22 protein-coding genes, 1 other RNA gene and 1 pseudogene are annotated in these 23,686 nt (G+C 37.6%); 3 read left to right on the top strand and 21 right to left on the bottom strand.

Annotated features, from left to right (window positions below; all coding sequences use genetic code 11):
• Nucleotides 1-105: IS3 family transposase (locus N8L90_RS02805; protein ID WP_150534235.1), on the top strand; the 105-nt coding region annotated here is incomplete at its 5' end.
• A 47-nt stretch (nucleotides 106-152) separates the two neighbouring features.
• On the opposite strand, the gene N8L90_RS02800 is transcribed toward N8L90_RS02805, so the two are convergent.
• From N8L90_RS02800 to N8L90_RS02770, 7 genes are all read right to left on the bottom strand, one after another.
• On the bottom strand, nucleotides 153-842 hold the full coding sequence (locus tag N8L90_RS02800) for a response regulator transcription factor (RefSeq protein ID WP_261024030.1): 690 nt from the start codon (nucleotides 840-842) through the stop codon (nucleotides 153-155).
• Between the two features lie 11 nt (nucleotides 843-853).
• Nucleotides 854-2,278: an NADP-dependent phosphogluconate dehydrogenase gene (gene gndA / locus N8L90_RS02795; protein ID WP_261024029.1), complete on the bottom strand. Its 1,425-nt coding sequence runs from the start codon at nucleotides 2,276-2,278 to the stop codon at nucleotides 854-856.
• Between the two features lie 75 nt (nucleotides 2,279-2,353).
• A complete protein-coding gene (mapZ, locus tag N8L90_RS02790) occupies nucleotides 2,354-3,766 on the bottom strand; it encodes a cell division site-positioning protein MapZ (protein ID WP_261024028.1) in 1,413 nt (470 codons plus the stop codon).
• Nucleotides 3,767-3,779: 13 nt separating this feature from the next.
• Nucleotides 3,780-4,937 carry a THUMP domain-containing class I SAM-dependent RNA methyltransferase gene (locus N8L90_RS02785; RefSeq protein ID WP_261024027.1) on the bottom strand — a complete coding sequence of 386 codons (1,158 nt, stop codon included), beginning with the start codon at nucleotides 4,935-4,937 and terminating at the stop codon, nucleotides 3,780-3,782.
• A gap of 84 nt (nucleotides 4,938-5,021) precedes the next feature.
• An RNA gene (gene rnpB / locus N8L90_RS02780) (RNase P RNA component class B) lies at nucleotides 5,022-5,402 on the bottom strand.
• Between the two features lie 20 nt (nucleotides 5,403-5,422).
• On the bottom strand, nucleotides 5,423-5,752 hold the full coding sequence (gpsB, locus tag N8L90_RS02775; RefSeq protein WP_049533777.1) for a cell division regulator GpsB: 330 nt from the start codon (nucleotides 5,750-5,752) through the stop codon (nucleotides 5,423-5,425).
• A gap of 69 nt (nucleotides 5,753-5,821) precedes the next feature.
• Nucleotides 5,822-6,349, bottom strand: coding sequence for an SLOG family protein (locus N8L90_RS02770; protein ID WP_261024026.1), 528 nt, complete (start codon nucleotides 6,347-6,349; stop codon nucleotides 5,822-5,824).
• Between the two features lie 66 nt (nucleotides 6,350-6,415).
• Here N8L90_RS02770 and recU point away from each other — a divergent pair, with 66 nt between their 5' ends.
• Nucleotides 6,416-7,015: a Holliday junction resolvase RecU gene (gene recU, locus N8L90_RS02765; protein WP_153193550.1), complete on the top strand. Its 600-nt coding sequence runs from the start codon at nucleotides 6,416-6,418 to the stop codon at nucleotides 7,013-7,015.
• On the top strand, nucleotides 7,008-9,173 hold the full coding sequence (gene pbp1a, locus N8L90_RS02760; RefSeq protein ID WP_261024025.1) for a penicillin-binding protein PBP1A: 2,166 nt from the start codon (nucleotides 7,008-7,010) through the stop codon (nucleotides 9,171-9,173). The genes recU and pbp1a overlap by 8 nt, the downstream gene beginning before the upstream one ends.
• A 206-nt stretch (nucleotides 9,174-9,379) precedes the next feature.
• On the opposite strand, the gene N8L90_RS02755 is transcribed toward pbp1a, so the two are convergent.
• The 14 genes and pseudogenes from N8L90_RS02755 to N8L90_RS02690 all read right to left on the bottom strand — a co-directional run bounded on the left by N8L90_RS02755 (nucleotide 9,380) and on the right by N8L90_RS02690 (nucleotide 23,658).
• A complete protein-coding gene (locus tag N8L90_RS02755; protein ID WP_261024024.1) occupies nucleotides 9,380-11,359 on the bottom strand; it encodes a peptide ABC transporter substrate-binding protein in 1,980 nt (659 codons plus the stop codon).
• A 200-nt stretch (nucleotides 11,360-11,559) separates the two neighbouring features.
• The gene (gene glf / locus N8L90_RS02750; RefSeq protein WP_261024023.1) at nucleotides 11,560-12,663 is read right to left on the bottom strand and encodes a UDP-galactopyranose mutase; all 1,104 of its coding nucleotides are present in this window, start codon (nucleotides 12,661-12,663) and stop codon (nucleotides 11,560-11,562) included.
• 63 nt (nucleotides 12,664-12,726) lie between these two features.
• The gene (gene rfbD / locus N8L90_RS02745) at nucleotides 12,727-13,578 is read right to left on the bottom strand and encodes a dTDP-4-dehydrorhamnose reductase (protein WP_261024022.1); all 852 of its coding nucleotides are present in this window, start codon (nucleotides 13,576-13,578) and stop codon (nucleotides 12,727-12,729) included.
• A gap of 80 nt (nucleotides 13,579-13,658) precedes the next feature.
• Nucleotides 13,659-13,868 (bottom strand): annotated as a pseudogene (locus N8L90_RS02740) (dTDP-glucose 4,6-dehydratase); the annotation flags it as partial.
• Nucleotides 13,869-13,913: 45 nt separating this feature from the next.
• On the bottom strand, nucleotides 13,914-15,443 hold the full coding sequence (locus N8L90_RS02735; RefSeq protein ID WP_261024021.1) for a hypothetical protein: 1,530 nt from the start codon (nucleotides 15,441-15,443) through the stop codon (nucleotides 13,914-13,916).
• 116 nt (nucleotides 15,444-15,559) lie between these two features.
• Nucleotides 15,560-16,609: a dTDP-glucose 4,6-dehydratase gene (rfbB, locus tag N8L90_RS02730; RefSeq protein WP_261024020.1), complete on the bottom strand. Its 1,050-nt coding sequence runs from the start codon at nucleotides 16,607-16,609 to the stop codon at nucleotides 15,560-15,562.
• Nucleotides 16,610-16,621: 12 nt separating this feature from the next.
• Nucleotides 16,622-17,215: a dTDP-4-dehydrorhamnose 3,5-epimerase family protein gene (locus N8L90_RS02725; protein WP_247935514.1), complete on the bottom strand. Its 594-nt coding sequence runs from the start codon at nucleotides 17,213-17,215 to the stop codon at nucleotides 16,622-16,624.
• A complete protein-coding gene (gene rfbA, locus N8L90_RS02720) occupies nucleotides 17,216-18,085 on the bottom strand; it encodes a glucose-1-phosphate thymidylyltransferase RfbA (RefSeq protein WP_261024019.1) in 870 nt (289 codons plus the stop codon). It lies immediately after the preceding gene.
• A gap of 436 nt (nucleotides 18,086-18,521) precedes the next feature.
• Entirely contained in the window at nucleotides 18,522-18,644 is a 123-nt protein-coding gene (locus tag N8L90_RS02715) for a hypothetical protein (RefSeq protein WP_261024018.1), read from the bottom strand.
• 186 nt (nucleotides 18,645-18,830) lie between these two features.
• Entirely contained in the window at nucleotides 18,831-20,015 is a 1,185-nt protein-coding gene (gene cps4L, locus N8L90_RS02710) for a capsular polysaccharide biosynthesis protein Cps4L (RefSeq protein WP_261013368.1), read from the bottom strand.
• Complete coding sequence (gene cps4K, locus N8L90_RS02705) at nucleotides 20,016-21,245, bottom strand: capsular polysaccharide biosynthesis protein Cps4K (RefSeq protein ID WP_261024017.1); 1,230 nt, start codon at nucleotides 21,243-21,245, stop codon at nucleotides 20,016-20,018. It lies immediately after the preceding gene.
• A gap of 100 nt (nucleotides 21,246-21,345) precedes the next feature.
• Nucleotides 21,346-22,401 carry a capsular polysaccharide biosynthesis protein Cps4J gene (gene cps4J, locus N8L90_RS02700; RefSeq protein ID WP_261024016.1) on the bottom strand — a complete coding sequence of 352 codons (1,056 nt, stop codon included), beginning with the start codon at nucleotides 22,399-22,401 and terminating at the stop codon, nucleotides 21,346-21,348.
• 1 nt (nucleotide 22,402) lies between these two features.
• On the bottom strand, nucleotides 22,403-22,807 hold the full coding sequence (gene tagD, locus N8L90_RS02695) for a glycerol-3-phosphate cytidylyltransferase (RefSeq protein ID WP_000832257.1): 405 nt from the start codon (nucleotides 22,805-22,807) through the stop codon (nucleotides 22,403-22,405).
• A complete protein-coding gene (locus N8L90_RS02690) occupies nucleotides 22,804-23,658 on the bottom strand; it encodes a LicD family protein (RefSeq protein ID WP_261024015.1) in 855 nt (284 codons plus the stop codon). The genes tagD and N8L90_RS02690 overlap by 4 nt, the downstream gene beginning before the upstream one ends.
• Nucleotides 23,659-23,686 lie beyond the last annotated feature (28 nt).

Here is a 23,686-nt window from a genome sequence, read left to right as displayed (position 1 = left end):
GAACAAGCCATTGTAGACTATATTGATTACTACAACAATAAACGAATTAAGGTAAAACTAAAAGGACTTAGCCCTGTACAATACAGAACTAAATCCTTCGGATAAATTAATTGTCTAACTTTTGGGGGTCAGTACATAACTGCAACTGCTTTCTATTCTTGCATGGTGTAACCGACACCACGCACGGTTTTAATGTAGCTTTTTTGACCTTTTACATCAAGCTTGCTACGTAGATAACGGATATAGACATCCACGATATTTGTTTCGGTCGCACTTTCATACTTCCAGACACTTTCCAACAACTGCTCACGAGTCAGAACTTTCTTGCTTCCCATAAGAGTAGCCAAAAGGTCATACTCACGGCGCGTCAGAGCAATCATCTCCTCGCCACGATAAACGGTATGATGTTCTACATCCATACGCAGATTGCGGTAAGACGTTGGAACCTTCATCTGACTACAGTGTTGGTCGATGAAGTCCCGACCTCGGAAAATCGCTGAAATACGGGCTACCAGATTCTCAATAATAACTGGCTTATAAATGTAAGAAACAGCAAAGCGTTGGATTGTCTCAATCTGATCTTGCAAGTCTTCACGATGGTCCAAGACCATGATGACTGAGGCTGGCTTAGTCCGACTCAGCTTATCTGCAAAATCCTGGGCTGTCATATCCCCCAGACGAGCATTCAATAAAATCAAGTCATAGTCTGTCTGAAGAGCCATGGAGAGGGCTTTTTGCCCCTCCTCAACCTGATCAACTCGGTATTGCTCTTTTTGGAGTTCCAAACTTAAAAAATGAGCTAGATTTCGTTCTTTCTCAAGTAATAAAATCCGTTTCCCCATGGCAGACCTACTTATTTTTCGTCATACCAAGAGTAGTGGAATGTTCCTTCTTTGTCTTTACGTTGGTAAGTGTGGGCACCAAAGTAATCACGTTGCGCTTGGATCAAGTTAGCTGGAAGGTCAGCTGAACGGTAGCTATCAAAGTAAGTAATAGCTGCTGAGAAAGTTGGCACTGGTACACCAGCTTGAACAGCAAGAGCTACGATATCACGCACTGCTTGTTGGTACTTAGCAGTAACATCCAAGAAGTACTCATCCAAAAGAAGGTTGGCAAGGTCTGCATCACGGTTGTAAGCATCTGTAATCTTTTGCAAGAAACGAGAACGGATGATACAGCCATCACGCCAGATAGATGCGATGTCTGCAAATGGCAAGTTCCAGTTGTTTTCTTTAGAAGCTACACGCAATTGAGCAAAACCTTGTGCGTATGAAATGATTTTTGAGAAGTAAAGGGCTTGACGGATCTTTTCAATCAACTCAGCCTTGTCTCCTTCAAATTTGAAGGCAGCTGGTTTTGGAAGAACCTTGCTAGCATGTACACGTTCTTCTTTATAAGTAGAGATGTAACGTGCAAATACTGACTCAGTAATTAGTGACAATGGCACACCAAGGTCAAGTGATGATTGGCTAGTCCATTTACCAGTTCCCTTGTTACCTGCGACATCAAGGATGTAGTCTACGATTGGTCCATCTTGACCTTCGTCGTCTTTACGGCTCAAGATATCAGCTGTGATTTCAATCAAGTAGCTGTCCAATTCACCCTTGTTCCACTCAGTAAAGATTTCAGCCATGTCTTCTGCAGAAAGGCCTAACAAGTGTTGCATCAAGTCATAGCTTTCTGCGATCAATTGCATATCACCGTACTCGATACCGTTGTGAACCATTTTCACATAGTGACCAGCTCCATCAGGACCGATGTAAGTCACACATGGTTTGCCATCTTCTGGTGCTTTAGCTGAGATTTCTTCAAGAACATCCGCAACCAATTCGTAGGCCTCTTTTTGTCCACCAGGCATGATAGACGGACCTTCAAGGGCACCTTTTTCACCACCAGAAACCCCAGTACCGATAAAGTTGATACCTGAGTTTGCCAATTCTTCATTACGACGGATTGTATCTTTGTAGAAAGTGTTTCCACCGTCAATCAAGATATCACCCTTGTCAAGGTGTGGAAGAAGGGCTTGAATTGTAGCATCTGTACCAGGTCCAGCTTGAACCATAAGCATGATACGACGAGGTTTTTCGATTGAGTTTACAAAACTTTCAACGTCATAGCTTGGTACAAAGTTCTTTTCAGGATGGCAAGCAATTACATCTTCAGTTTTTTCTTTACTACGGTTGTAGATAGCAACTGTGTAACCACGAGATTCAATATTAAGGGCAAGGTTACGACCCATTACGGCCATACCTACGACACCAAAGTTAGCTTTTGTCATTTGACACTCCTCTTATTTAATTTGTTTTATTTTATCATTTTTACTTTTGAAAAGAAAGAATTTTGTAACGACTGCTTAGTAGTCCAAGGCATCCGCATGTCCAGAACCATTTCCAACAAAGTATCCTGTCTTACAGTTAAGGGTAAAGAGATAGGTTCCATCTGGCTTATAGAGGTTGTAATAACCATTACCATTAACGATATTGACACGTTCGATAATGTATTGGTTACCAGTGATATAACCACGTGAACGTGAAGTCGCTAGAATTTGTTCTAAGACACCATCAGCGAAATCCCAGGCAGAGTTATTGCTATCATCAATAGCAGACTGATTATAGGGAACACGACTCGCACTTCTTTGAACAGCAACTCCTGCACTTGACACACCCATATTAACTTCACCGCGAGTACTTCTAGTTTCAGTTGATGCAGTATTTGAGCTACTTGGGCTTGACTCACTAGTCGTATTTGAACTTGCTTGACTAGAACTGCTAGTTTGACTGGAACTTGAGCTTGAAGCACTTGTTTGCTGGCTCTTACCAAGGCTGATAGCCTTATCTAGCACTTTATTAATCTCAGTATTGCCAGTTTTAATATCCGTAAATTTAGCATCCGATTTGGCTTTGGCATTGGTATCCAGAACACCATCCACAATAGCTGGTTTTTCAAATTGAGCATTGACATCTTGAATGGCCTTGATTTGCGTTGCTAGACTATCATACTTAGATTTGGCAAGAGCATGTTCACGACTACCTTCCAACTTATCAAGCAAGGTTTTGAGTTGACTCAGTTTATCAAACTGGCTATTCTTCAAAGCTGTTTTATTGCTATCAGTGTAGAAGGCATCGTATTGGCTATTGAAATCTTCTAAAATCGGCTGAATATTCTGCTCACTAGACGCTGATTGAGAAGTTTGGATTTCCTGTGTTGAGCGATTCACTTGACGGTAAACATAATAAGCAGTTCCAAGGATAAGAACCACTAGTGCGGCTAGAATCCCATAAATCACCCATTTCTTCTTACTTTTTTCATCTTCACTATCCGGAACTCGAGAAAGTGTTGAAACTTCTCCCCCTTCAAACAATGGTACTTCTTCAGTCTCAAATTCTTCGACAGGGGGAACTTCTGAATCGCGTATGAATTCTAAATCATCGAACTGACTCAAGTCATCTTCTGCTACTGAGGACTCATCTTCTGTTGCCTCACGAATCTCTTGAAGCAAATCATCAAGAGTCGAGGTAACAGCTACCTCTTCTTTTTCGACTAACTCCTCTTTTTTGTATTGACGAGTCGCAAACTTATCTGCTTCGATTTCATCTTTGTGTTGCTTGACATACTTGTCCAAAATGGAATCTTCAGGCAAGACTCCTGCTTCCACTTCTTCATTTTTACGAATAGCTTGACCAACTGTTAACTCTTTTGCTTCATCAAAATCAAATCGCGGTTCTTGACCTTCTTTTTTATGACGATTCCGTCTTTTCTTACTCATGAGTATAACCTTTCTATTTTACCTCTTGGCGTTTAACACGCTGACCAAAATATTGATACAGATCCACTTTCAAGGTTCCGTTGTATAACTTACGTTTCTTATCCGCCTGACTACCATACTTACTTTCAAATGCTTCATCACTAGTTAGGATAAACTTACTCCAAGTTTTCAGTGGTGCAAATACTTGCCCCATCTCAGCATAGAGCTTGGTAACTCCTGCATCATCTGATAAACGTTCTCCATAAGGCGGATTGGAGATAATCACACCATTGATTTTATCAGAACGTAAATCCTGCACGCGCATCTGCTTAAAAGTAATGTCTCCTGCAACACCAGCTGCCTGAGCATTAGCTTTAGCAATTTCCACCATACGAGCATCAATATCACAGCCCATGATATCCAGTTCCAGCTCACGGTCTACTTTTTTAGCCGCTTCTGTACGCACTTCCTGAATCAAGCGATCGCTGACCCAGTTCCACCCCTCAAATGCAAAGGAGCGACGAAGTCCTGGTGCCATCTTTCGAGCAATCATAACTGCCTCGATACAGAAAGTTCCTGAACCACAGGTCGGATCAATCAAAGGCTTATCTGGGTACCAGTTAGAGAGTTGTAAAATGGCTGCCGCCATATTTTCCTTAATAGGAGCACCACCTTTTTCGGTACGATAACCACGTTTAAAGAGGCTAGAGCCTGTCGTATCAATCATGACAGTTGCCACATCTTTGAGAATAGAGACCTCAATCTTAAACTCTGGGCCATTCTCCATCAGAGGAACACCTTCTGGGCGGGCGTAGTGTTTTTGCAATTTCTTGACAACAGCTTTCTTAGAAATAGACTGTACACTTGGCTCATTGTGAAGTTTAGATTTAACACATTTGGCCTTGGAAATCGGGAACCGAGCTCCGAGTGGTAAATAATTTTCCCAATCTAGAGCGAAAACTCCCTGAAACAGCTCTTCAAAAGTCTTAGCTGGGAACGTTCCTACGATAATCTTGATACGGTCTGCTGCCCGAAGCCAGAGGTTGGTTTCGATAATGGCTCTCACATCTCCTTGAAAACGAACACGTCCATTTTCAACCTGACAATCGTAGCCCAACTCTCGCACTTCTCGTCCCACAACAGCTTCAAGACCTGCTGCCACAGTTGCAATTAAATTAAATTCTTTTTTCATGTTACAGTCTTGCAAGACCTTTCTATATGTCCACTTTAAAAAATGAGGTTGAGAAAATTTCTCAGCCCCAACCTATATGCAATTTTCTATAAGCCATGTTTTGTTCCAGAAGTGACTAGGACCACTTCCTTCGATAATCATCTGTCTACCACTAACAGCTCTAGCTGATAGCAGTCAGAATACTACGTTCGTTTCCGCGTACTCCATGCCCCGACCAAAATTTGGGTTGCTAGCTTGAGGGGTTTACCGCGTTCCACTCTCTCCGTTTCCAGAAAGACTCCGTCACTGTGGCACTTTCAAGCCTACTCTGACCTATCCAAGGACTTAGCCATTTCAACTGCCGTAACGATTTCTCGTCCCTAGGCTTATGGTTTCGCCTAGCACAAACACTACAGGCATCACAGCCTGTGCTAGCATGGACTTTCCTCATGAGAAATAACTCTCCTCACGCGATTATCCAAAAATTGCACATCTCAAATAACTACTTAGAAATCTGAGTTATCTAAAATTTGTTTACCAAAAACTTCTTTTTCCAATCTATTCAGGCGTTTCAAAATATCAAAATTCGTCATAGAACTTGTAGTTGCCGCTTCCATAGGCTCTGCTTGAACTGGTGAAGGTTTCGGTTTACGAGCCAGTTCTTCCTTCAAATCCGCAATTTCCTGACGAAGTGACTTGACCAAGGCAGCATAGGTTTCATAATCCTTAATGACATCGTCTAAAAACTCATCAACTTCTACCTTGCTATACCCACGGACTTCACGCCCAAACTCTTGTTCAAAAATATCTTTCGCTGAAAAAATAATACTTGCCATGTCTCTCTCCATTCTCGCTTGCTAGTATTATTATATAAAAAAAGCCAAACAAAAATCAAGGTCAAAGCTTCAATTTTCGGAAAAATTTTTAGCAAGTTCATTTAATTGATCAAATGTTAATCTCTTTATAAAATAGTCCTCTTGATTTTTCATCTTTTGGTAAAAATAAGATAATTTCGTTTCATTATCCTCATCATAAAAAAGATAAGAACTATTCGTATTTTCCAGTAAAAACTGCTGGTAGTCTCTTAACTGCCACTTGTGTTCATAGCGAGGATAGGCATATTTGACAAAGTCTACCTGCTTAAAACGACTCAGTTTCATCTGATTGCCTTCATTCCAATTTTCCCCATGGGTTTCAAAAGCAAAAATGGTGGCCAACTGGAAACCGTACTCTGTCTTCATTTCCTGAGCAACCTCTAGAACCCAATATTCAAAGCCCAAAGTCCCTGTAAATACAAGCCAAGTCACCCCATCTGCTGCCATAGCTTCTAAATCTTTACGTATCGCTTTTTTAATCAATTTAAGACGAGGATCCTTGTCAGAAAACAAACCCAAATCAAAAGCAGAATAGCCTAAAACCAAAGCTGTAGTCATTTTTAACCCTTCCTGTGCAAATTTATGATATAATAGAGTGATGTTATTGTACCAATAAGGAGAATTATGGTCAACTATCCTCATAAAATTTCATCACAAAAAAGACAAACATCTCTTTCTCAACCAAAAAATTTCGCAAATCGAGGAATGTCTTTTGAAAAGATGATCAATGCTACCAACGACTACTATTTGTCTCAGGGATTGGCAGTTATACACAAGAAACCAACTCCTATTCAAATCGTACGAGTGGACTATCCACAACGAAGTCGTGCCAAGATTGTTGAAGCCTATTTTCGACAAGCTTCAACGACAGACTATTCTGGCGTTTATAATGGATATTACATCGACTTTGAAGCTAAGGAAACAAAACAAAAACGTGCGATTCCGATGAAAAATTTCCATCCACATCAGATTCAGCATATGGAACAAGTCCTTGCCCAACAAGGAATCTGCTTTGTCCTTCTTCACTTTTCTTCTCAGCAAGAAACCTACTTATTGCCGGCATTCGATTTGATTCGCTTCTATCATCAAGATAAGGGACAAAAATCAATGCCACTTGGATACATACGAGAATACGGTTACCAGATAAAACTAGGGGCATTTCCACAAATTCCCTATCTCGATGTTATCAAAGAACATTTACTAGGTGGTAAACAAGATGAATAAATACATTCTTATGCGAATATTAAAGTATACTGGAATCTTTTTCCTAACTCTCTTTATCGCATTATTTCTATTGGGCGGGGGTGTTTTCCTCTATTTTGTGAGCAAAGCTCCAGCCCTATCAGATAGTAAATTAGTTGCAACAACTTCTAGCAAGATTTATGACAATAATAACGAACTCATTGCCGATCTGGGCTCTGAACGCCGAGTAAACGCTCAAGCTAACGAAATTCCTACTGATTTAGTCAAAGCTATCGTGTCTATCGAAGACCATCGCTTCTTTGACCACAGGGGAATCGATACGATTCGGATTATGGGAGCCTTCTTACGTAACTTACAAAGTAATTCTTTACAGGGGGGATCAACCCTAACCCAACAGTTGATTAAGTTGACCTATTTCTCAACATCAACTTCGGATCAAAACATCTCCCGAAAAGCACAAGAGGCTTGGCTAGCTATCCAATTGGAACAAAAAGCTACCAAACAGGAAATTCTTACCTACTACATCAATAAGGTCTATATGTCAAATGGTAATTATGGAATGCAGACAGCAGCCCAAAATTACTATGGAAAAGATCTAAAGGATTTATCTTTACCTCAATTAGCTTTGCTAGCAGGTATGCCTCAGGCACCTAACCAATACGATCCTTACTCTCATCCGGAAGCAGCACTAGACCGTCGTAATTTAGTTCTTTCAGAAATGAGAGGGCAAGATTACATTAGTGCTGAGCAATATGAAAAAGCCGTCAACACACCTATCACTGATGGTTTACAAAGTCTTAAGTCGGCTGCTACTTATCCAGCGTATATGGATAACTATCTAAAAGAAGTTATTGAACAAGTAGAGCACGAAACTGGATATAATCTTCTTACTACTGGGATGGAAGTCTACACAAATGTAGACAAGGGAATTCAACAACGACTTTGGGATATTTACAATACAGATGAGTATGTCTCTTATCCAGATGATGACCTTCAAGTAGCCTCAACTATCGTAGATACTTCCAATGGTAAAGTCATCGCTCAACTTGGAGCACGTCACCAAGCAAGTAACGTTTCATTTGGTACCAACCAAGCTGTGGAAACCAACCGTGACTGGGGATCAACCATGAAACCAATCACTGATTATGCCCCAGCCTTAGAATACGGTGTATACGATTCAACTGCAACTACTGTCCACGATATTCCTTATAACTATCCTGGTACAAGTACCCCTGTTTACAACTGGGATCGAGCATATTTTGGTAATATTACTCTGCAATATGCCCTTCAACAATCTCGTAACGTACCTGCCGTTGAAACACTAAATAAGGTTGGTTTAGATAGAGCTAAAAACTTCCTAAATGGTTTAGGAATCGACTATCCTGTAATACACTATTCAAATGCTATTTCAAGTAATACAACTGAATCTAGTAAACAATACGGGGCAAGCAGTGAAAAAATGGCTGCAGCCTACGCTGCATTCGCAAATGGCGGTATTTACCACAAACCAATGTACATCAATAAAATCGTCTTTAGTGATGGTAGTGAAAAAGAATTTTCTGACGCTGGTACAAGAGCTATGAAAGAGTCTACTGCCTACATGATGACAGAAATGATGAAAACAGTCTTGACATCTGGAACAGGTTACAACGCCTATCTGCCTGGAATTCCTCAAGCAGGTAAAACAGGTACTTCTAACTATACAGATGAAGAAATCGAAAATCATATCAAGTCGAATCAACTTGTAGCACCAGATGAACTGTTTGTCGGTTATACTCGTAAGTATTCAATGGCCGTTTGGACAGGTTATAGCAACCGTCTCACTCCTATTGTAGGTGATGGTCTCACAGTTGCTGCTAGAGTTTATCGTAGCATGATGAGCTACCTTACTCAAAATAACCATCCTGGAGATTGGACAATGCCTGAGGGACTATATAGAAACGGGCAGTTCGTATTCCTAAACGGAGCAAGAAATACATGGAGTACTCCTGATACACAACAAACACAATCAGAAGTAGAGAATCCCTCTACCACAAATGAAAATACAAGTACACAAGTAACACCTACTCCTGGTCAACAATCAAATAATCCTGCTCCAACGAATCCAAATCAGGGACAACCTGGCCAACAAATCCAACAACAACCACAGGCCCCTCAATTTCAACAACCACAACAGTAAACACAAAAAATCCTGAGAGTTAGAAATTCTCAGGATTTTTTTACTACAAGATAGCTAATACTCAATAAAAATCAAAGAGCGAACTAGGAAAGTTAGCCACAAGCAACTCTAAGCACGGATTTGAAGTCATCAGATAGAACTGACGTGGTTTGAAGAGATTTTCGAAGAATATAAAAGGAGTCGGCTACAAACCAACTCCTTTACCTTTATTTTACATGTTTTGCAAGGTCTTCTTGCGCTTTTTTATTGGATTCTTCTTTTTCTTTCATCCATTTATCTTGGGCTTTTTGGTATTCCTCTACAGTGACTGCCTTGTCTTGAAGTTCCAAGTATTTGTATAGGAGCGGATCGCTTGTCCCCTTGTTACCAGAGAAGGCAAACGGCATCGTAAATGGTACCATCTTAGACAAGATTGGGCGACCAGTAAGTGTTGTTGTTGGGATAATCAAGGCACTATCTGTCAACCAAGCTTGGGCTGTAGCATATTTATCATATCGTTTTACTACATCTGTTGTCTCATTTCCAGCTTCAGTTACTAATTTCTCATAGTCGTTTAGACCTACAGTTTTAGCTGCAGCATTATCTGTACCAGAATCGAAGCCAAGGTAGGTTTTAGTGTTTTCACCAACTGATGGTTTGATAATATCGAGATAAGTTGATGGATCCGCAAAGTCTGGAGACCAACCAACATTATCTGAAATATCCCAATCTTCCCCAGCTGCTGTTTCAGCAAAGTAGGTAATATTCAAGACTTCATCTTTTTGTAGTTGTTGAATATCAATTACGACATTATCTGTACCCAAGGTTTCTTCAACCGATTGTTTGAAAGATTGAACACGTTGAACTTTTGTAGTTGCTGTCTGGTCAACTGGCATATCCAAATGAATTGGGAAGGTCACGCCTTCTGCCTGTAAAGCTGACTTAGCCTTGGCAAATTCGGCCTTGGCTTTTTCTGGATTGTAGAGACCATCTTGTGCATCAGCCAGATTAACATCCTTCCATTCTTCCCCATAGGTTACTAATTTTTCTTTGACCATATCGCCAAAGTTTTTCCCATCTGCTTGAACAAATGTTGGTGGCACAAAGAGATTACGCAAGATTTTGCTTGCACCACTGGCACCGTTCACTTGTGAAGCATATGCTGTACGATCAAAACCAAAGGCAATAGCCTGACGGAAATCCTTGTTTAAGAGAGCCTTTTTAGTAGATGTCTTTTGTTCGTCGCTAGTCTTAGAAGTATATTTATAGGACTGACGATCAATATTTGTTCCCACTAGATACGTAGTCGAGTCTTGTTGAGTATAGACAATATTGTCTTTCATACTCTTCTCAAGCTCTGCGAAACTTGCACTTGTTGGATAGAGACGAGCTGCTGTAAAGCTTCCATCCTTAAAGTTTTCTGCTGGTTTGCTGGTATCTTGACCATCCCAGAATGACAATTTAATCTTGTCAACATGAACATTGTCCTTATCCCAGTAGTTAGGATTTTTCGCAAATTCAACGGAAGATTTAGCCACAAGAGATTTTAACAAATAAGGACCATTATACAAGATACTGCTTGGATCCGTAGCCTTGGCAAAATCATCCCCTTTTGAGTTCAAAAACTCTTCATTGACTGGAGCAAGTACACCCATAGTTGTTTTAGAATTCCAAAAAGTTTCAGGTTTGTTCAAGGTGTATTGGACTGTTTGATCGTCAAGGGCTTTAATCCCGACTTGAGCAAAGTCTGTGGTCTCACCTTTTGCATAGGCATCTAGACCTTTGATTGAATCTTGTACCAAGTAAAGGGCTTGTGATTTCTTATCTGTTGCATATTTAAGACCTGTCACAAAGTCCTGAGCCTTAACAGGAGCATATTCTTCACCTTCAGATGTGTACCACTTGGCATCCTGACGAATCTTATAAGTGTAGGTCAAACCATCTTTAGAAACTGACCAGTCTTCTGCCATAGAGGGAATAAGATTCCCATAGCGGTCATTTTCAAGTAATCCATCAATGACATTACTAGTAATGTTTGAAGTAGCTGCCTTACTTGTTGTTAAGTAGTTGAGATTATCTGGGTCTGTCTCGTAGGTAAATGCAAAAGTCTGCTCACCTTTAGCGCCTGAGCCCCCTGAACAAGCAGCTAAAACACCCGCTGCTAATAAAGTCACTCCCGCAAGAGCCAATACTTTTCTTGTTTTCATAGTCTTCTCCTTTGTTTTTCTATCCATTATAGACCCTTTTTAAAGTCCTGTCAATATAATTTTCTGAATTTTAGAAAATTATTTTTTAAACAAAAACTTTGCAAAAATATGAATATTATCAAAAATCCCTCAACTACATCACATAGTCAAGGAATTTTTAATACTTTTATAAATGAGAACTGGTGATCAATTTTACTTATTTAATCTAACTCATTTCTTACACACTGTAAAGCTGCTCCAATTACTTGGTGCATATCGTAATAACGATAGTGTCCTAAACGACCACCAAAGATAACATTCCCTTGCTCATCAGCCAATTTTTTATACGATTTATACAAATGATTATTACGATCATTATTAACTGGATAATAAGGCTCATCACCTTTTTCCCATGTTTTGGAATGTTCTTTAGTAATGATAGTCTTTGCTTGACTCCCAAACTCAAAATGTTTGTGTTCAATAATGCGAGTATATGGGGTATCAGCATCAGTATAGTTGACAACTGCATTTCCTTGGTAATTTTCCATATCCAGGGTCTCATTTTCAAAACGAAGACTACGATACTCTAGTTCACCCAACTTATAATCGAAGAATTCATCAATCATACCGGTAAAGACAATCTTAGGGAAGTCCTTCATATATTGCTCTTTATTCGCAAAGAAATCAACATTTATTTCAACATCAATGTTTTCATGATCCAACATTTTTTCAACTATCTGAGTATAACCACCAATTGGAATTCCTTGATAGGTATCGTTAAAATAGTTGTTATCATAGGTCAGGCGTACTGGCAAACGGCGAATGATAAAGGCTGGAAGTTCCGTAGTTGGCTTGCCCCACTGTTTCTCTGTATAGTCCTTGATTAATTTTTCGTAGATGTCTATACCTACAAGAGATATCGCCTGTTCTTCCAAATTTTCAGGAGTTTTACCATTTAAAACCGCACGTTGCTCATCAATCTTAGCTTGTGCTTCTGCTGGCGTTACAACTCCCCAAAGTTTATTGAAAGTATTCATATTGAAAGGAAGGTTATAAATCTCTCCCTTATAGTTTGCAACTGGGGAGTTTGTGTAACGGTTAAACTCTGCAAACTGATTTACATAATCCCAGATTTCCTTATCCGAAGTATGGAATATATGAGCACCATATTGATGAACTTGAATTCCTTCCTCTTCACGAGTATAGATATTACCCGCGATATGATTTCGTTTCTCAATGACTTTTACTTTTTTTCCTTTTAAGGCTGCTTCATGGGCAAAAACTGCACCAAAAAGACCAGCACCAACAACAAGATAATCGTACATCTTAAGCTCCTTTGGAGTTTATTATCTGCCTCTTTTATTAGACTAGAAAAATCATTCTATTGCTTATCTTACTTCTTGTTTGTAAAATTCTTTCAAAGCATCTTGCCAGGTTGGAATGAAAAATCCAGTAGCTTTAGCTTTAGTCAGGCTCATCGTTGAGTTTAGGGGACGTTTAGCTTTGGCAGGAAATTGGCTTGAATCTACTGGCTTGATTTCCACATCTGTATCTTTAAAAATTTCAACTGCAAAATCATACCAAGTTGTGTCTTCTGTAGCATCATTTGACAAATGATAATAACCAAATTCCTTGCGGTTTTCAGCCAGGTAGGTCATGAACTCAGCCAAGGTACGAGTCCAAGTCGGACGACCGTGCTGGTCATTTACAACTGTTAAAGTCTTATGATTTTTCGCAAGATTTTGCATGGTAAAAACGAAATTTTTGCCATAATTTCCAAATACCCAGGCAGTACGGATAATATAGAAATTAGACACATGCTTCTCAACTAACTCTTCTCCCATACGCTTAGTGCGTCCATATTCTGTCTGTGGATCTGGTCGGTCATCAACTTCCCACTCTTGTCCAACTGGTTTTCTACCATCAAAGACATAGTCGGTAGAAATATAAACTAGAGTTGCACCATGCTTTTCAGATGCTTTTGCGACATTCTCTGTCCCCGTCACATTGATGGCGAAGTCCAATTCTTTCCCTTCATCCTCTGCTGCATCAACAGCGGTGTAGGCTGCACAATGGTAGACTAAAGTCGGTTTCACCTCTTCAAAAACTTTCTCAACCATCTCTGCATTGGTAATGTCCATCTCATCCACATCTACTGCTACGTATTCTTCATTACGCTCATCCAATAAATAACGAAGTTCAGTTCCTAACTGACCTTTTGATCCTGTAATTAAAATCATCTCTATACCTTTCTAATTTGTAACTCTTCTCAATATAGCAATAAAAAGTAGCTATTTCCAGCTTTTTATAATTTAATAATCTACTGATTCTTAGCATAATTGGCTTCAACAGCTTCTTTCCCTACTTTCCACCATTCTTGCTTATCTGTATACCACTTGATTATTTCCTTTAGCCCAGCTTCAAAGTTGGTAAATTCAGGTTTCCACACCAACTCATCACGGAGCTTGCTTGCGTCAATCGCATAGCGGAGTTCATGGTCTCCACGGTCAGTAACCTGATCATAGGCAGGTTCTACTATTCCCTTTATAATAAGTTATAAAATTTACTAAATTTATTATAATTCTTCTTTTAATAAATTTAACGTCAAAATTCTCAAATTATCTGAATTATTAGGATACTGTCTAATTGTTGTAAAGCCTTTATCTAATAAAAGAATAGGCCTAATAGAATAATCTTTATATTTACTTTTCACAAAATCTACTTTTTTCTGAAGTTGTTCTCTATACTTTCCATGGAGGTGAGTTATTCTATTTCTATATGACAAAAAATCTGATGGAAGCTGTAATACTTTACACTCAATAACATAGATAATTCGTTTAGCTTCACTTATTGCTAAACAATCAATTTCTCCTGTATTTTGATTTCGAAAATCATCATTCGCAATTTCTTTAGTCACTAATCCTGTTTCTGTATATATTTGCCAAGCTCCGCTGTTAGTAACACTACCAGATTGATACCCAGAATTACACAATAATTTAATAACTTCTATTTCAAATGGTTTTGAATATATAATCTGAAATAACTCCTCATCTTTTTCAGGTATTGTTCCTGTTGTATTCATTTTAAAAATAAATGATTCAATATAATTATTAAGAGAATCAAACATATTATAACATGATATAAAACAATATTTCTCATTAAATAATGGGATTAAAGGTCTTGAGACAATTTTATTTGGATTTCCTAAATAGTCAATATCTATAAAATCTCTAGTTAACATTAAATTATTTTTAAAGTTTGAATCATAAGTGTACTGAGAAGTAATTCTCTCAAATTCACTCATACTTAAGTAAAATATCCCACCATTATTTTGTTGCTGGACAAAGGAATTAGTAAACAAATTCAATCTTATTTTGAACCCCTTCCAAAAATTTGTATATCTAGTATCATCAACTCCTTTGAAATGTTCAAAAAAAGTTCCTTTAAAATAATCAATATTATTTGGTTCTGCTCCATCGAATATTTTATTTATAGAATCGATGTATTTTCCAGGATCATCAAAAAATAAATTATTATTTATTCCTGTAGACCTTTGTCCATCACCATATGTAACTTCTGGAAAGATATAGTTATTCTGTAAAAATTTTCTAGAAGTTTCGTCCAATTCTACCTCCATTTCAGATAAATAAAGAACTATTTGCAAATCATTTTTCTCACCTGAAAATAACCACTGATAGTGAACAAGTTTTGAATACTTAATCATCTTTTTTAATAAAACAAAAAAAGATCTCTCTAGTACACAAGTATTGCTTAAAATAGTTTTGTCTCCCTCCGACCATATAATAGCAATCAGATTTTTTAATGCGATACCCTTATCTTTCAAATGTTTCCAATTATCATCAAAATAAATTTTATCTAGAGCTTTGAGAAGTATAGGTATAATGAAATTTATATTGACTCCTTTAGAAAGAAAAATAATATCTTTTTTGAGTTTGTCCATCTCTTCTAAAATATCATCTTTGCTTTTTAAAATGACATACTCAGATGAGGCATCGTTTTTTAGCTCTAACTCCTGTAGAAGATAACTCACATTACTGTACAAATTATCCATACCAATCTTTATCGCTTTTTCTATTGATTTCATCTTTGCTTTTGCCGAATTTCGAATACGTTTTTTCTTCAACTTCATATACTTTTTCCCTTTCAATCGATTAACAACTCTTCCCAATATAGCAATAAAAAGCAGTTATTTCCTGCTTTTTATAATGTAATAATCTCCTGAGTCTTAGCATAATTGGCTTCAACAGCTTCTTTCTCTGCTTGCCACCATTCTTGGTTATCCATGTACCATTTGATAGTTTCTTTGAGTCCTGCTTCAAAGTTGGTAAATTCAGGTTTCCACCCCAACTCATCACGGAGCTTGCTTGCATCAATCGCATAGCGAAGATCATGCCCTGCACGGTCAGTTACATGATCATAAGCGTCAACAGGTTGTCCCATTTCCTTAAGGATGAGTTCCAAAACTTCCTTGTTGTTCTTCTCGCCATCAGCCCCAATCAAGTAGGTTTCACCGATTTGACCTTTTGTTAAGATTGTCCAAACACCTGAAGAATGGTCATTGGTATGAATCCAATCACGAACGTTCTTTCCTTCACCGTAAAGTTTTGGCTTAATTCCACTTAGGATGTTGGTAATCTGACGTGGGATAAATTTTTCAATGTGTTGATAAGGACCGTAGTTATTTGAACAGTTGGAAATCGTTGCTTTGACTCCAAAAGAACGCACCCAGGCTTTGACAATCAAGTCTGAGGCAGCCTTGGTTGATGAGTACGGAGAACTTGGGTTGTATTTTGTTTCAGCAGTAAATTTCTCACCTGGTCCTTCACCATGACCTGGCAAATCTTCGCGTAGAGGGAGATCCCCATAAACTTCATCTGTCGATACATGGTGGAAACGAATATCGTATTTACGTGTAGCTTCCAAAAGAGTATAGGTTCCGATAAAGTTAGTATGAATAAATGGCGATGGATCATTGAGTGAATTATCATTGTGACTCTCAGCAGCATAGTGAACAATAGCATCTGCTTGAGCTGCCAACTTGTCTACCAACTCTGCATCCGCAATATCACCAACAACTAACTCAACACGATTACCTAAAATTTCCTCAATATTAGCACGGTTCCCAGCATAAGTCAACTTGTCTAATACTGTCACGTGAACATCTGGAAAGTTCTCGTAAACATAATGGACAAAGTTAGAACCAATAAAACCAGCTCCACCTGTCACGATAATATTTTTGTATTCAGTCATATTCTTTCCTTTTTACAAATCCTCTTTTTTCAAAGGTTTTACATCCTTAAGTAGTGGATGATTTTTATCTGCTTCTGAAACCTCTGCTTCTGCAAGATTTTCCCATTCAATACCAAGGCTTGGATCAGCGTAGTTCACAAAGGCATACTTGGGTTTGAGTTCAAGAGCCCAGTAATCATTGACCAGATAACTATAAGAAACTGTATCTGATAGGACTTGGAAACCATTGGCCACACCTCTAGGAACAAAAATTCCCTTGCTTGCATCAATGACCGTCTGATAAGTATTCCCAAAGGTTTCTCCCTCACGTAGATCAACCCAAGAACCCAGAACTTTTCCACCATCTGCTACAGAGATGTACTTATCCCAAGGTTCTGCATGCAAGCCACGAAGAACATTTTTACGTGAGAAGGATACATTGTTTTGTAATTTTCCTTCTGCAAAGAAAGACTCTGGGAATCCAAGTGGGAGCATTTTTTCCTTCTGAAAATTTTCTTTAAACCAACCACGATTATCACCATGAACAGGGATATCAAATTCCAACATGCCTGGAATAGCCTCAACCTTGCGTGCTGCAAGCGTCTTACCGAAAAAATTATCTGTCATCTATGCTTCTCCAATCAAACGGAGCAAATACTGCCCGTATTCATTTTTCTTAAGTGGTTGGGCTAAAGCCAATACATCTTCGCGACTGATATAGCCCATGCGGTAAGCAATTTCTTCCAAGTTTGCTACCTGAACATTTTGCATCCGTTGGACTGTCTCGATGTACTGTGAAGCCTCTAGTAAACTTTCATGAGTTCCAGTATCCAACCAAGCAAAGCCACGTCCCATAACCTCAACGGATAAGTCTCCACGATCTAGATAAGCCTTGTTAACGTCTGTAATTTCCAATTCACCACGCAGGCTTGGTTTAATACTTTTAGCAATTTCTACTACATCATTATCGTAGAAATAGAGACCTGTAACTGCATAATTGGAACGAGGATACTCTGGCTTTTCTTCGATAGAAATAGCGTTCATATCTTTGTCAAACTCAACAACGCCAAAGCGTTCTGGATCCTTCACATGATAGCCAAAAACAGTTGCCCCTGACTCCTTACTAGCAGCCTTTTGTAGCATTTTCGAAAGGCCAGGTCCGTGATAAATATTGTCGCCTAATATTAGAGCAACGCTATCATCACCAATAAACTCTTCCCCAATGATAAAGGCTTGCGCCAAACCATCTGGACTTGGTTGCTCTGCATAAGAAAGTTTAATCCCAAACTCAGATCCATCTTGAAGAAGCTCTTGGAATCGATGCAAATCCTGTGGAGTTGAGATAATCAAAATATCTCTAATCCCAGCCAACATCAATGTTGAAAGTGGGTAGTAAATCATCGGTTTATCATAAACCGGCATCAGTTGCTTTGATGCAGCTCGAGTCAAAGGATACAAGCGAGTTCCTGAACCACCCGCGAGAATAATACCTTTCATAGTGGGGTACCTTTCTTTGTTGTTTTAGAGTCAATTACTATTAATTGTGTACTGCTCTAAAAGAAAAACAATCATCACATTTTTCATATTATTATCTAAAAAATACAGAAAAACTCTTCTTTATCTATAAAAATTCACTTACTTCATATTACATTTAGCATGAAATAAGCGAATTCTACTTTGTTTGCATACAATTAAAAATCAATTCCTAAGGATATTTCAAATAACTGTGTAAAAGGCATAATTTCACCATTTCTTAGTTTTTCAATGCTAAATTACATAGTGATCAGAGATCCATTAAAAATCTCTAACTTCCTCATCGTTAAAAAATGACAATGAGATACTTATTGATTTCAATTCATTAACAGAATACGAACTAGACAAGTGAGTTCGTCTCCTTAACAAACACTTCCAAGCGTTTACTTTCCTCATTCAGTCATCGTAATCTACAACTTACATCATCAGATAAGTCATACTCACCATTTGTAATAGATAGAATATGTTGTTTTTCTTCTTCAGTCTTCTCTTCAATAAGCAAATTTTTAAAAATTACTGCCATCATTATCACCTCACTGCAATTGTTACAGTATTGTTACTTTATTCTATCAAACGTAAGGCGCAAAAACAAGCCATAATCCGATAGAATGGCAATCCCCTCTACTGTCAAAGAAGCCATTTCTATCGAATTCGTTCAATTTTATTCCTGTTCTATTAAGAATTGATTATTTTATTAAAAATATACAATTCAGCTTTTCCGCCAAACTATTTTATCCACTATCCCTGTATAGCTCTGTATTATCTTAACAACTTTAGTAGAGACATTTTCCTCAACATAGTCTGGTACAGGTAAGCCAAAATCCTCATCTTCTGCCAAGCTAACAGCAGTTTCAACTGCTTGAAGAAGAGAATTTTCATCAATACCTGCCAAAATAAATCCTGCCTTATCTAGGGACTCAGGGCGTTCTGTACTTGTACGAATACATACAGCTGGGAATGGATAGCCTTGACTAGTAAAGAAACTACTTTCTTCTGGTAAAGTTCCCGAATCAGATACTACAACAAATGCATTCATTTGTAAACAATTATAGTCATGGAATCCTAGTGGCTCATGCTGAATCACACGTTTATCTAGTTCAAAACCACTCTCTTGTAGCCTTTTCTTTGATCTAGGATGGCAAGAATACAAGATTGGCATATTGTACTTTTCAGCTAATTGATTAATTGCCGTAAAGAGAGAAATAAAATTTTTATCTGTATCAATATTTTCCTCACGGTGAGCTGAAAGTAGGATATAACCTCCTTTTTTCAATCCCAAACGTTCATGGATATCTGAAGACTCAATGGCAGATAAATTTTTATGTAACACCTCTGCCATTGGAGAACCAGTTACATATGTGCGCTCTTTAGGTAAACCACACTCATGCAGATACTTACGAGCATGTTCAGAATATGCTAAGTTAACATCTGAAATAATATCAACAATCCGACGATTAGTCTCTTCGGGCAAACACTCATCCTTACAGCGATTGCCAGCCTCCATATGAAAAATTGGAATATGTAAACGTTTGGCAGCAATAGCGGATAAACAAGAATTTGTATCCCCTAAAATCAATAAAGCATCTGGTTTAATTTGATTCATCAATTTGTAGGAAGTATTGATAATATTCCCTACAGTAGCACCAAGATCATCTCCAACAGCATCCATGTATACATCTGGAGTATCTAAACCTAAATCATCAAAGAAAATACCATTTAAATTATAATCATAGTTTTGTCCAGTATGTGCCAAAACAACATCAAAATACTTTCGACATTTAGTGATAACACTACTTAGACGTATAATCTCTGGACGTGTTCCCACAATAATCAATAACTTAAGTTTGCCATTATCTTTAAAGCGAATATCACTATAATCCGTCTTAATTTTCATTTATTTCTCCACTTGTTCAAAAAAAGTATCTGGATGGCTAGGATCAAATGACTCATTAGCCCACATTACAGTAACTAAATTTTCTGTATCGGAAAGATTAATAATATTATGTGCATAGCCCGGTATCATATGTATCGCCTCAATCTTATCGCCCGACACTTCAAAGTTCAGAATAGGATATTCTTGTCCGTTTTCATCCAGTCCTATCCTACGCTCTTGTATTAAAGCACGACCAGAAACAACCATGAAAAATTCCCACTTAGAATGATGCCAATGTTGGCCTTTGGTAATGCCAGGTTTAGAAATATTAACAGAAAATTGACCCGCATTTTCTGTTTTTAATAATTCCGTAAAACTACCTCGTTCATCTATATTCATTTTTAGAGGAAACTTAAACTTATCCACTGGTAAATAAGATAGGTAGGTAGAATACAATTTCTTTTCAAACGTTCCTTGAGGAATTTCAGGCATAACTAAACTATCAGGCTGTTTTTTAAATGTTTCTAATAGAGAGACAATCTCTCCTAAAGTTGCACGATGAGTCGTTGGTACATAGCAGTAGTTTCCTGATGGGCTAGGTAAGATTTGTAATCCATCTAGATTACAACGATGAGGATTTCCTTCCAATGCAGTTAGACACTCTTGTATCAAATCATCAATATACAGCAACTCTAATTCTACACTTGGATCATTTACTTGAATAGGTAAATCGTGAGCCAGATTATGACAGAAAGTTGCTACAGCAGAATTATAGTTAGGGCGACACCACTTCCCATAAAGATTTGGGAAACGGTAAACTAAGACAGGTGCTCCCGTTTTCTTTCCATATTCGAAGAAAAGTTCTTCCCCTGCTAGCTTAGATTGTCCATATATAGAGTTCGAAAATCGGCCTTCTAAGCTAGCTTGAGTAGAACTCGAGAGTAGAACAGGACAAGTATTTTCATACTTTTCTAAAATCTCTAATAGTCTACTGGAAAAACCGTAATTTCCCTCCATAAATTCATCAGGATTCTGTGGACGATTGACACCAGCTAAATGGAATACAAAATCGGCCTTCTTACAATATTCTTCTAATAAAATTGGATCTGTATCACGATCATACTGAAAAATCTCTCCAATCTCTAAATTAGGACGAGTTCTATCTCGTCCATCTTTCAAAGCTTCCAGAGTACAGATAAGATTTTTTCCTACAAATCCTTTCGCTCCTGTGATTAAAATATTTCTAATCATGCCCCCTCCTTGTTTTATATGCTATTTCAATAGTCAACTCTCTCGACAATACAATGATACATTAGCTATCCTTGATAATTTTAATGTATCTTAAAAGATTTTACATCTCTTCTTCTGCTACCATATCACGAATTGCTGTCTGTATTTCATCTAATTCTAGCAACTTTCTTTTAACTTGCTCTACATCCATCAAATCAGTATTATTACTATTGAATTCTGTCAACAAATTTCTATTCGTACTACCATCTTTGAAATACTTATCATAGTTAAGATTACGATTATCACTAGGAACTCTATAAAAATCACCCAAATCAATTGCATTTGCACACTCTTCATTAGTTAGTAGTGTTTCATACATCTTTTCTCCGTGTCTGATACCTATAATCCTAATATCTTGTTTTGAGACAAAAATTTCTGATACAGCCTTAGCTAAAACTTCAATCGTACATGCTGGTGCTTTCTGAACTAGTATATCTCCAGATTTTCCTTCTTTAAATGCAAATAAAACTAAATCTACTGCTTCTTCCAATGTCATGACAAAACGTGTCATGCTAGGTTCAGTTATTGTAAGATCATTTCCTTGCTTAATCTGCTCAATCCAAAGAGGAACTACAGATCCACGGCTACACAGAACATTCCCATAGCGAGTAACACATATCTTTGTATGCTCAGGATTTACCGTCCGTGACTTAGCAACAGCAATCTTTTCCATCATAGCCTTGGATGTTCCCATAGCATTAACAGGATACGCCGCCTTATCTGTAGAAAGACAGATAACTTTCTTTACACCAGCTTCGATAGCTGCAGTAAGGACATTCTCAGTTCCCAAAATGTTAGTTTTTACTGCTTCTACAGGGAAAAATTCACAAGAAGGTACCTGTTTCAGAGCAGCAGCATGAAAAACATAATCCACACCATGCATAGCATTTTTTACCGAAGCCAAGTCCCGCACATCTCCGAGGTAAAAACGGATTTTCCCAGCTACTTCTGGTGCTTTTACCTGAAACTCATGACGCATGTCATCTTGTTTTTTTTCATCTCGCGAAAAGATACGAATCTCTGAGATATCTGTTTCTAAAAAACGCTTGAGAACTGCATTCCCAAATGAATCTGTCCCTCCTGTAATTAGAAGAGTTTTTCCTGTAAATTGTGACATATTATTTTCCACCTTTGGTCTTGTTTAAATCTTCTTTAATCTGTGTAGTAGAAATTTCTTCAGTACGAGGTAAATATACTACTTCTACGCCCTCATCTTTCAAAAAATCAAACTTACCTTCCCAATCATCACCAATAACAAAGATATCAGCATAATACTTCTTTACATCTTCTCGTTTTTGTTCCCATGAAATCTCAGGAATTACCAAATCTACATAACGAATAGATTCAAGCAAAATTTTACGTTGTTGATAATCAAAATATGAAATCTTATCTTTTTGAAGATTAAATTCATCAGTAGATAGACCTACTATTAAATAATCTCCCAAATCTTTAGCACGCTTCAATAAATTGATATGACCGTAATGAAGCAAATCAAAAGTCCCGTAAGTAATCACTCTCTTCATTTTTCTTCCTTTCCATATGTTCCTAAATCAATCAAATATGGTCTATGCCCAACACGTTCTTCTAAAGGTGGTAGCTTCATGTACTCACCATAATGTGTAGTCAAGTATTGATGAAAATCACCAGGTAATAAAATTGTGATTTCTTCAAATTTATGTTCAATTAAGGGATATAGTGTTGTTTTTAGAACATACTCTACATTTCTTACCGGAAAATCTAAACAAGCCAATGCAGATTGATTTGTTCCATTATATAATCTAGAAAATTGATCAATTTTTTTGAGTATTAAACTTTTAGGAATTAATCTTAAACTATAATAAATGCATCTCCTTAGAATAGCTTTTAAAGCTTGAATCAAATTCTCAGGAGCCTTAGAAACAGTTGGCAACATCCTCATCACATATAACTTTTTATAAAACTGTACCGCTTTAAATTGTCTCTCATTTTCTGACTCATTATCTGGAACCTCATCAAATGGAAAAATATCTACATAAATACCACTTTGTGTTTTTAAATTCCTTTGGGCATACTCTAAGAACAAAGTCCCTTTTAACATTAGTTTACTGTAAGAATAGGGTGATTTTCTATCAGAGGAGGGTGATTGTAAATAAAACTCTTCTCCTAAATACTGTTCAGCTACTCTCAAAAAGTTATCATAATTCTCACGTGTCATACCAACATCAATATCGTCATCCCATGGTATAAATCCTCCATGACGTATTGCTCCAAGAGCACTTCCACCAATTAAAAAATACTCTATATTTTCTTTTTTACATATTCGAATAATTTCTTTTAATATTTTGAGTTCAAGCTTCTGAATCATATCTAATTCATCTGCGCTGTAATTAATCATTTAAATTTCCACTTTCTAAAGAAATAGC

Source organism: Streptococcus mitis, assembly GCF_946190115.1.
In the GTDB taxonomy this organism is placed as follows: Bacteria; Bacillota; Bacilli; order Lactobacillales; family Streptococcaceae; genus Streptococcus; species Streptococcus mitis_CO.
This window is presented reverse-complemented; position numbering and strand designations above follow the sequence as displayed.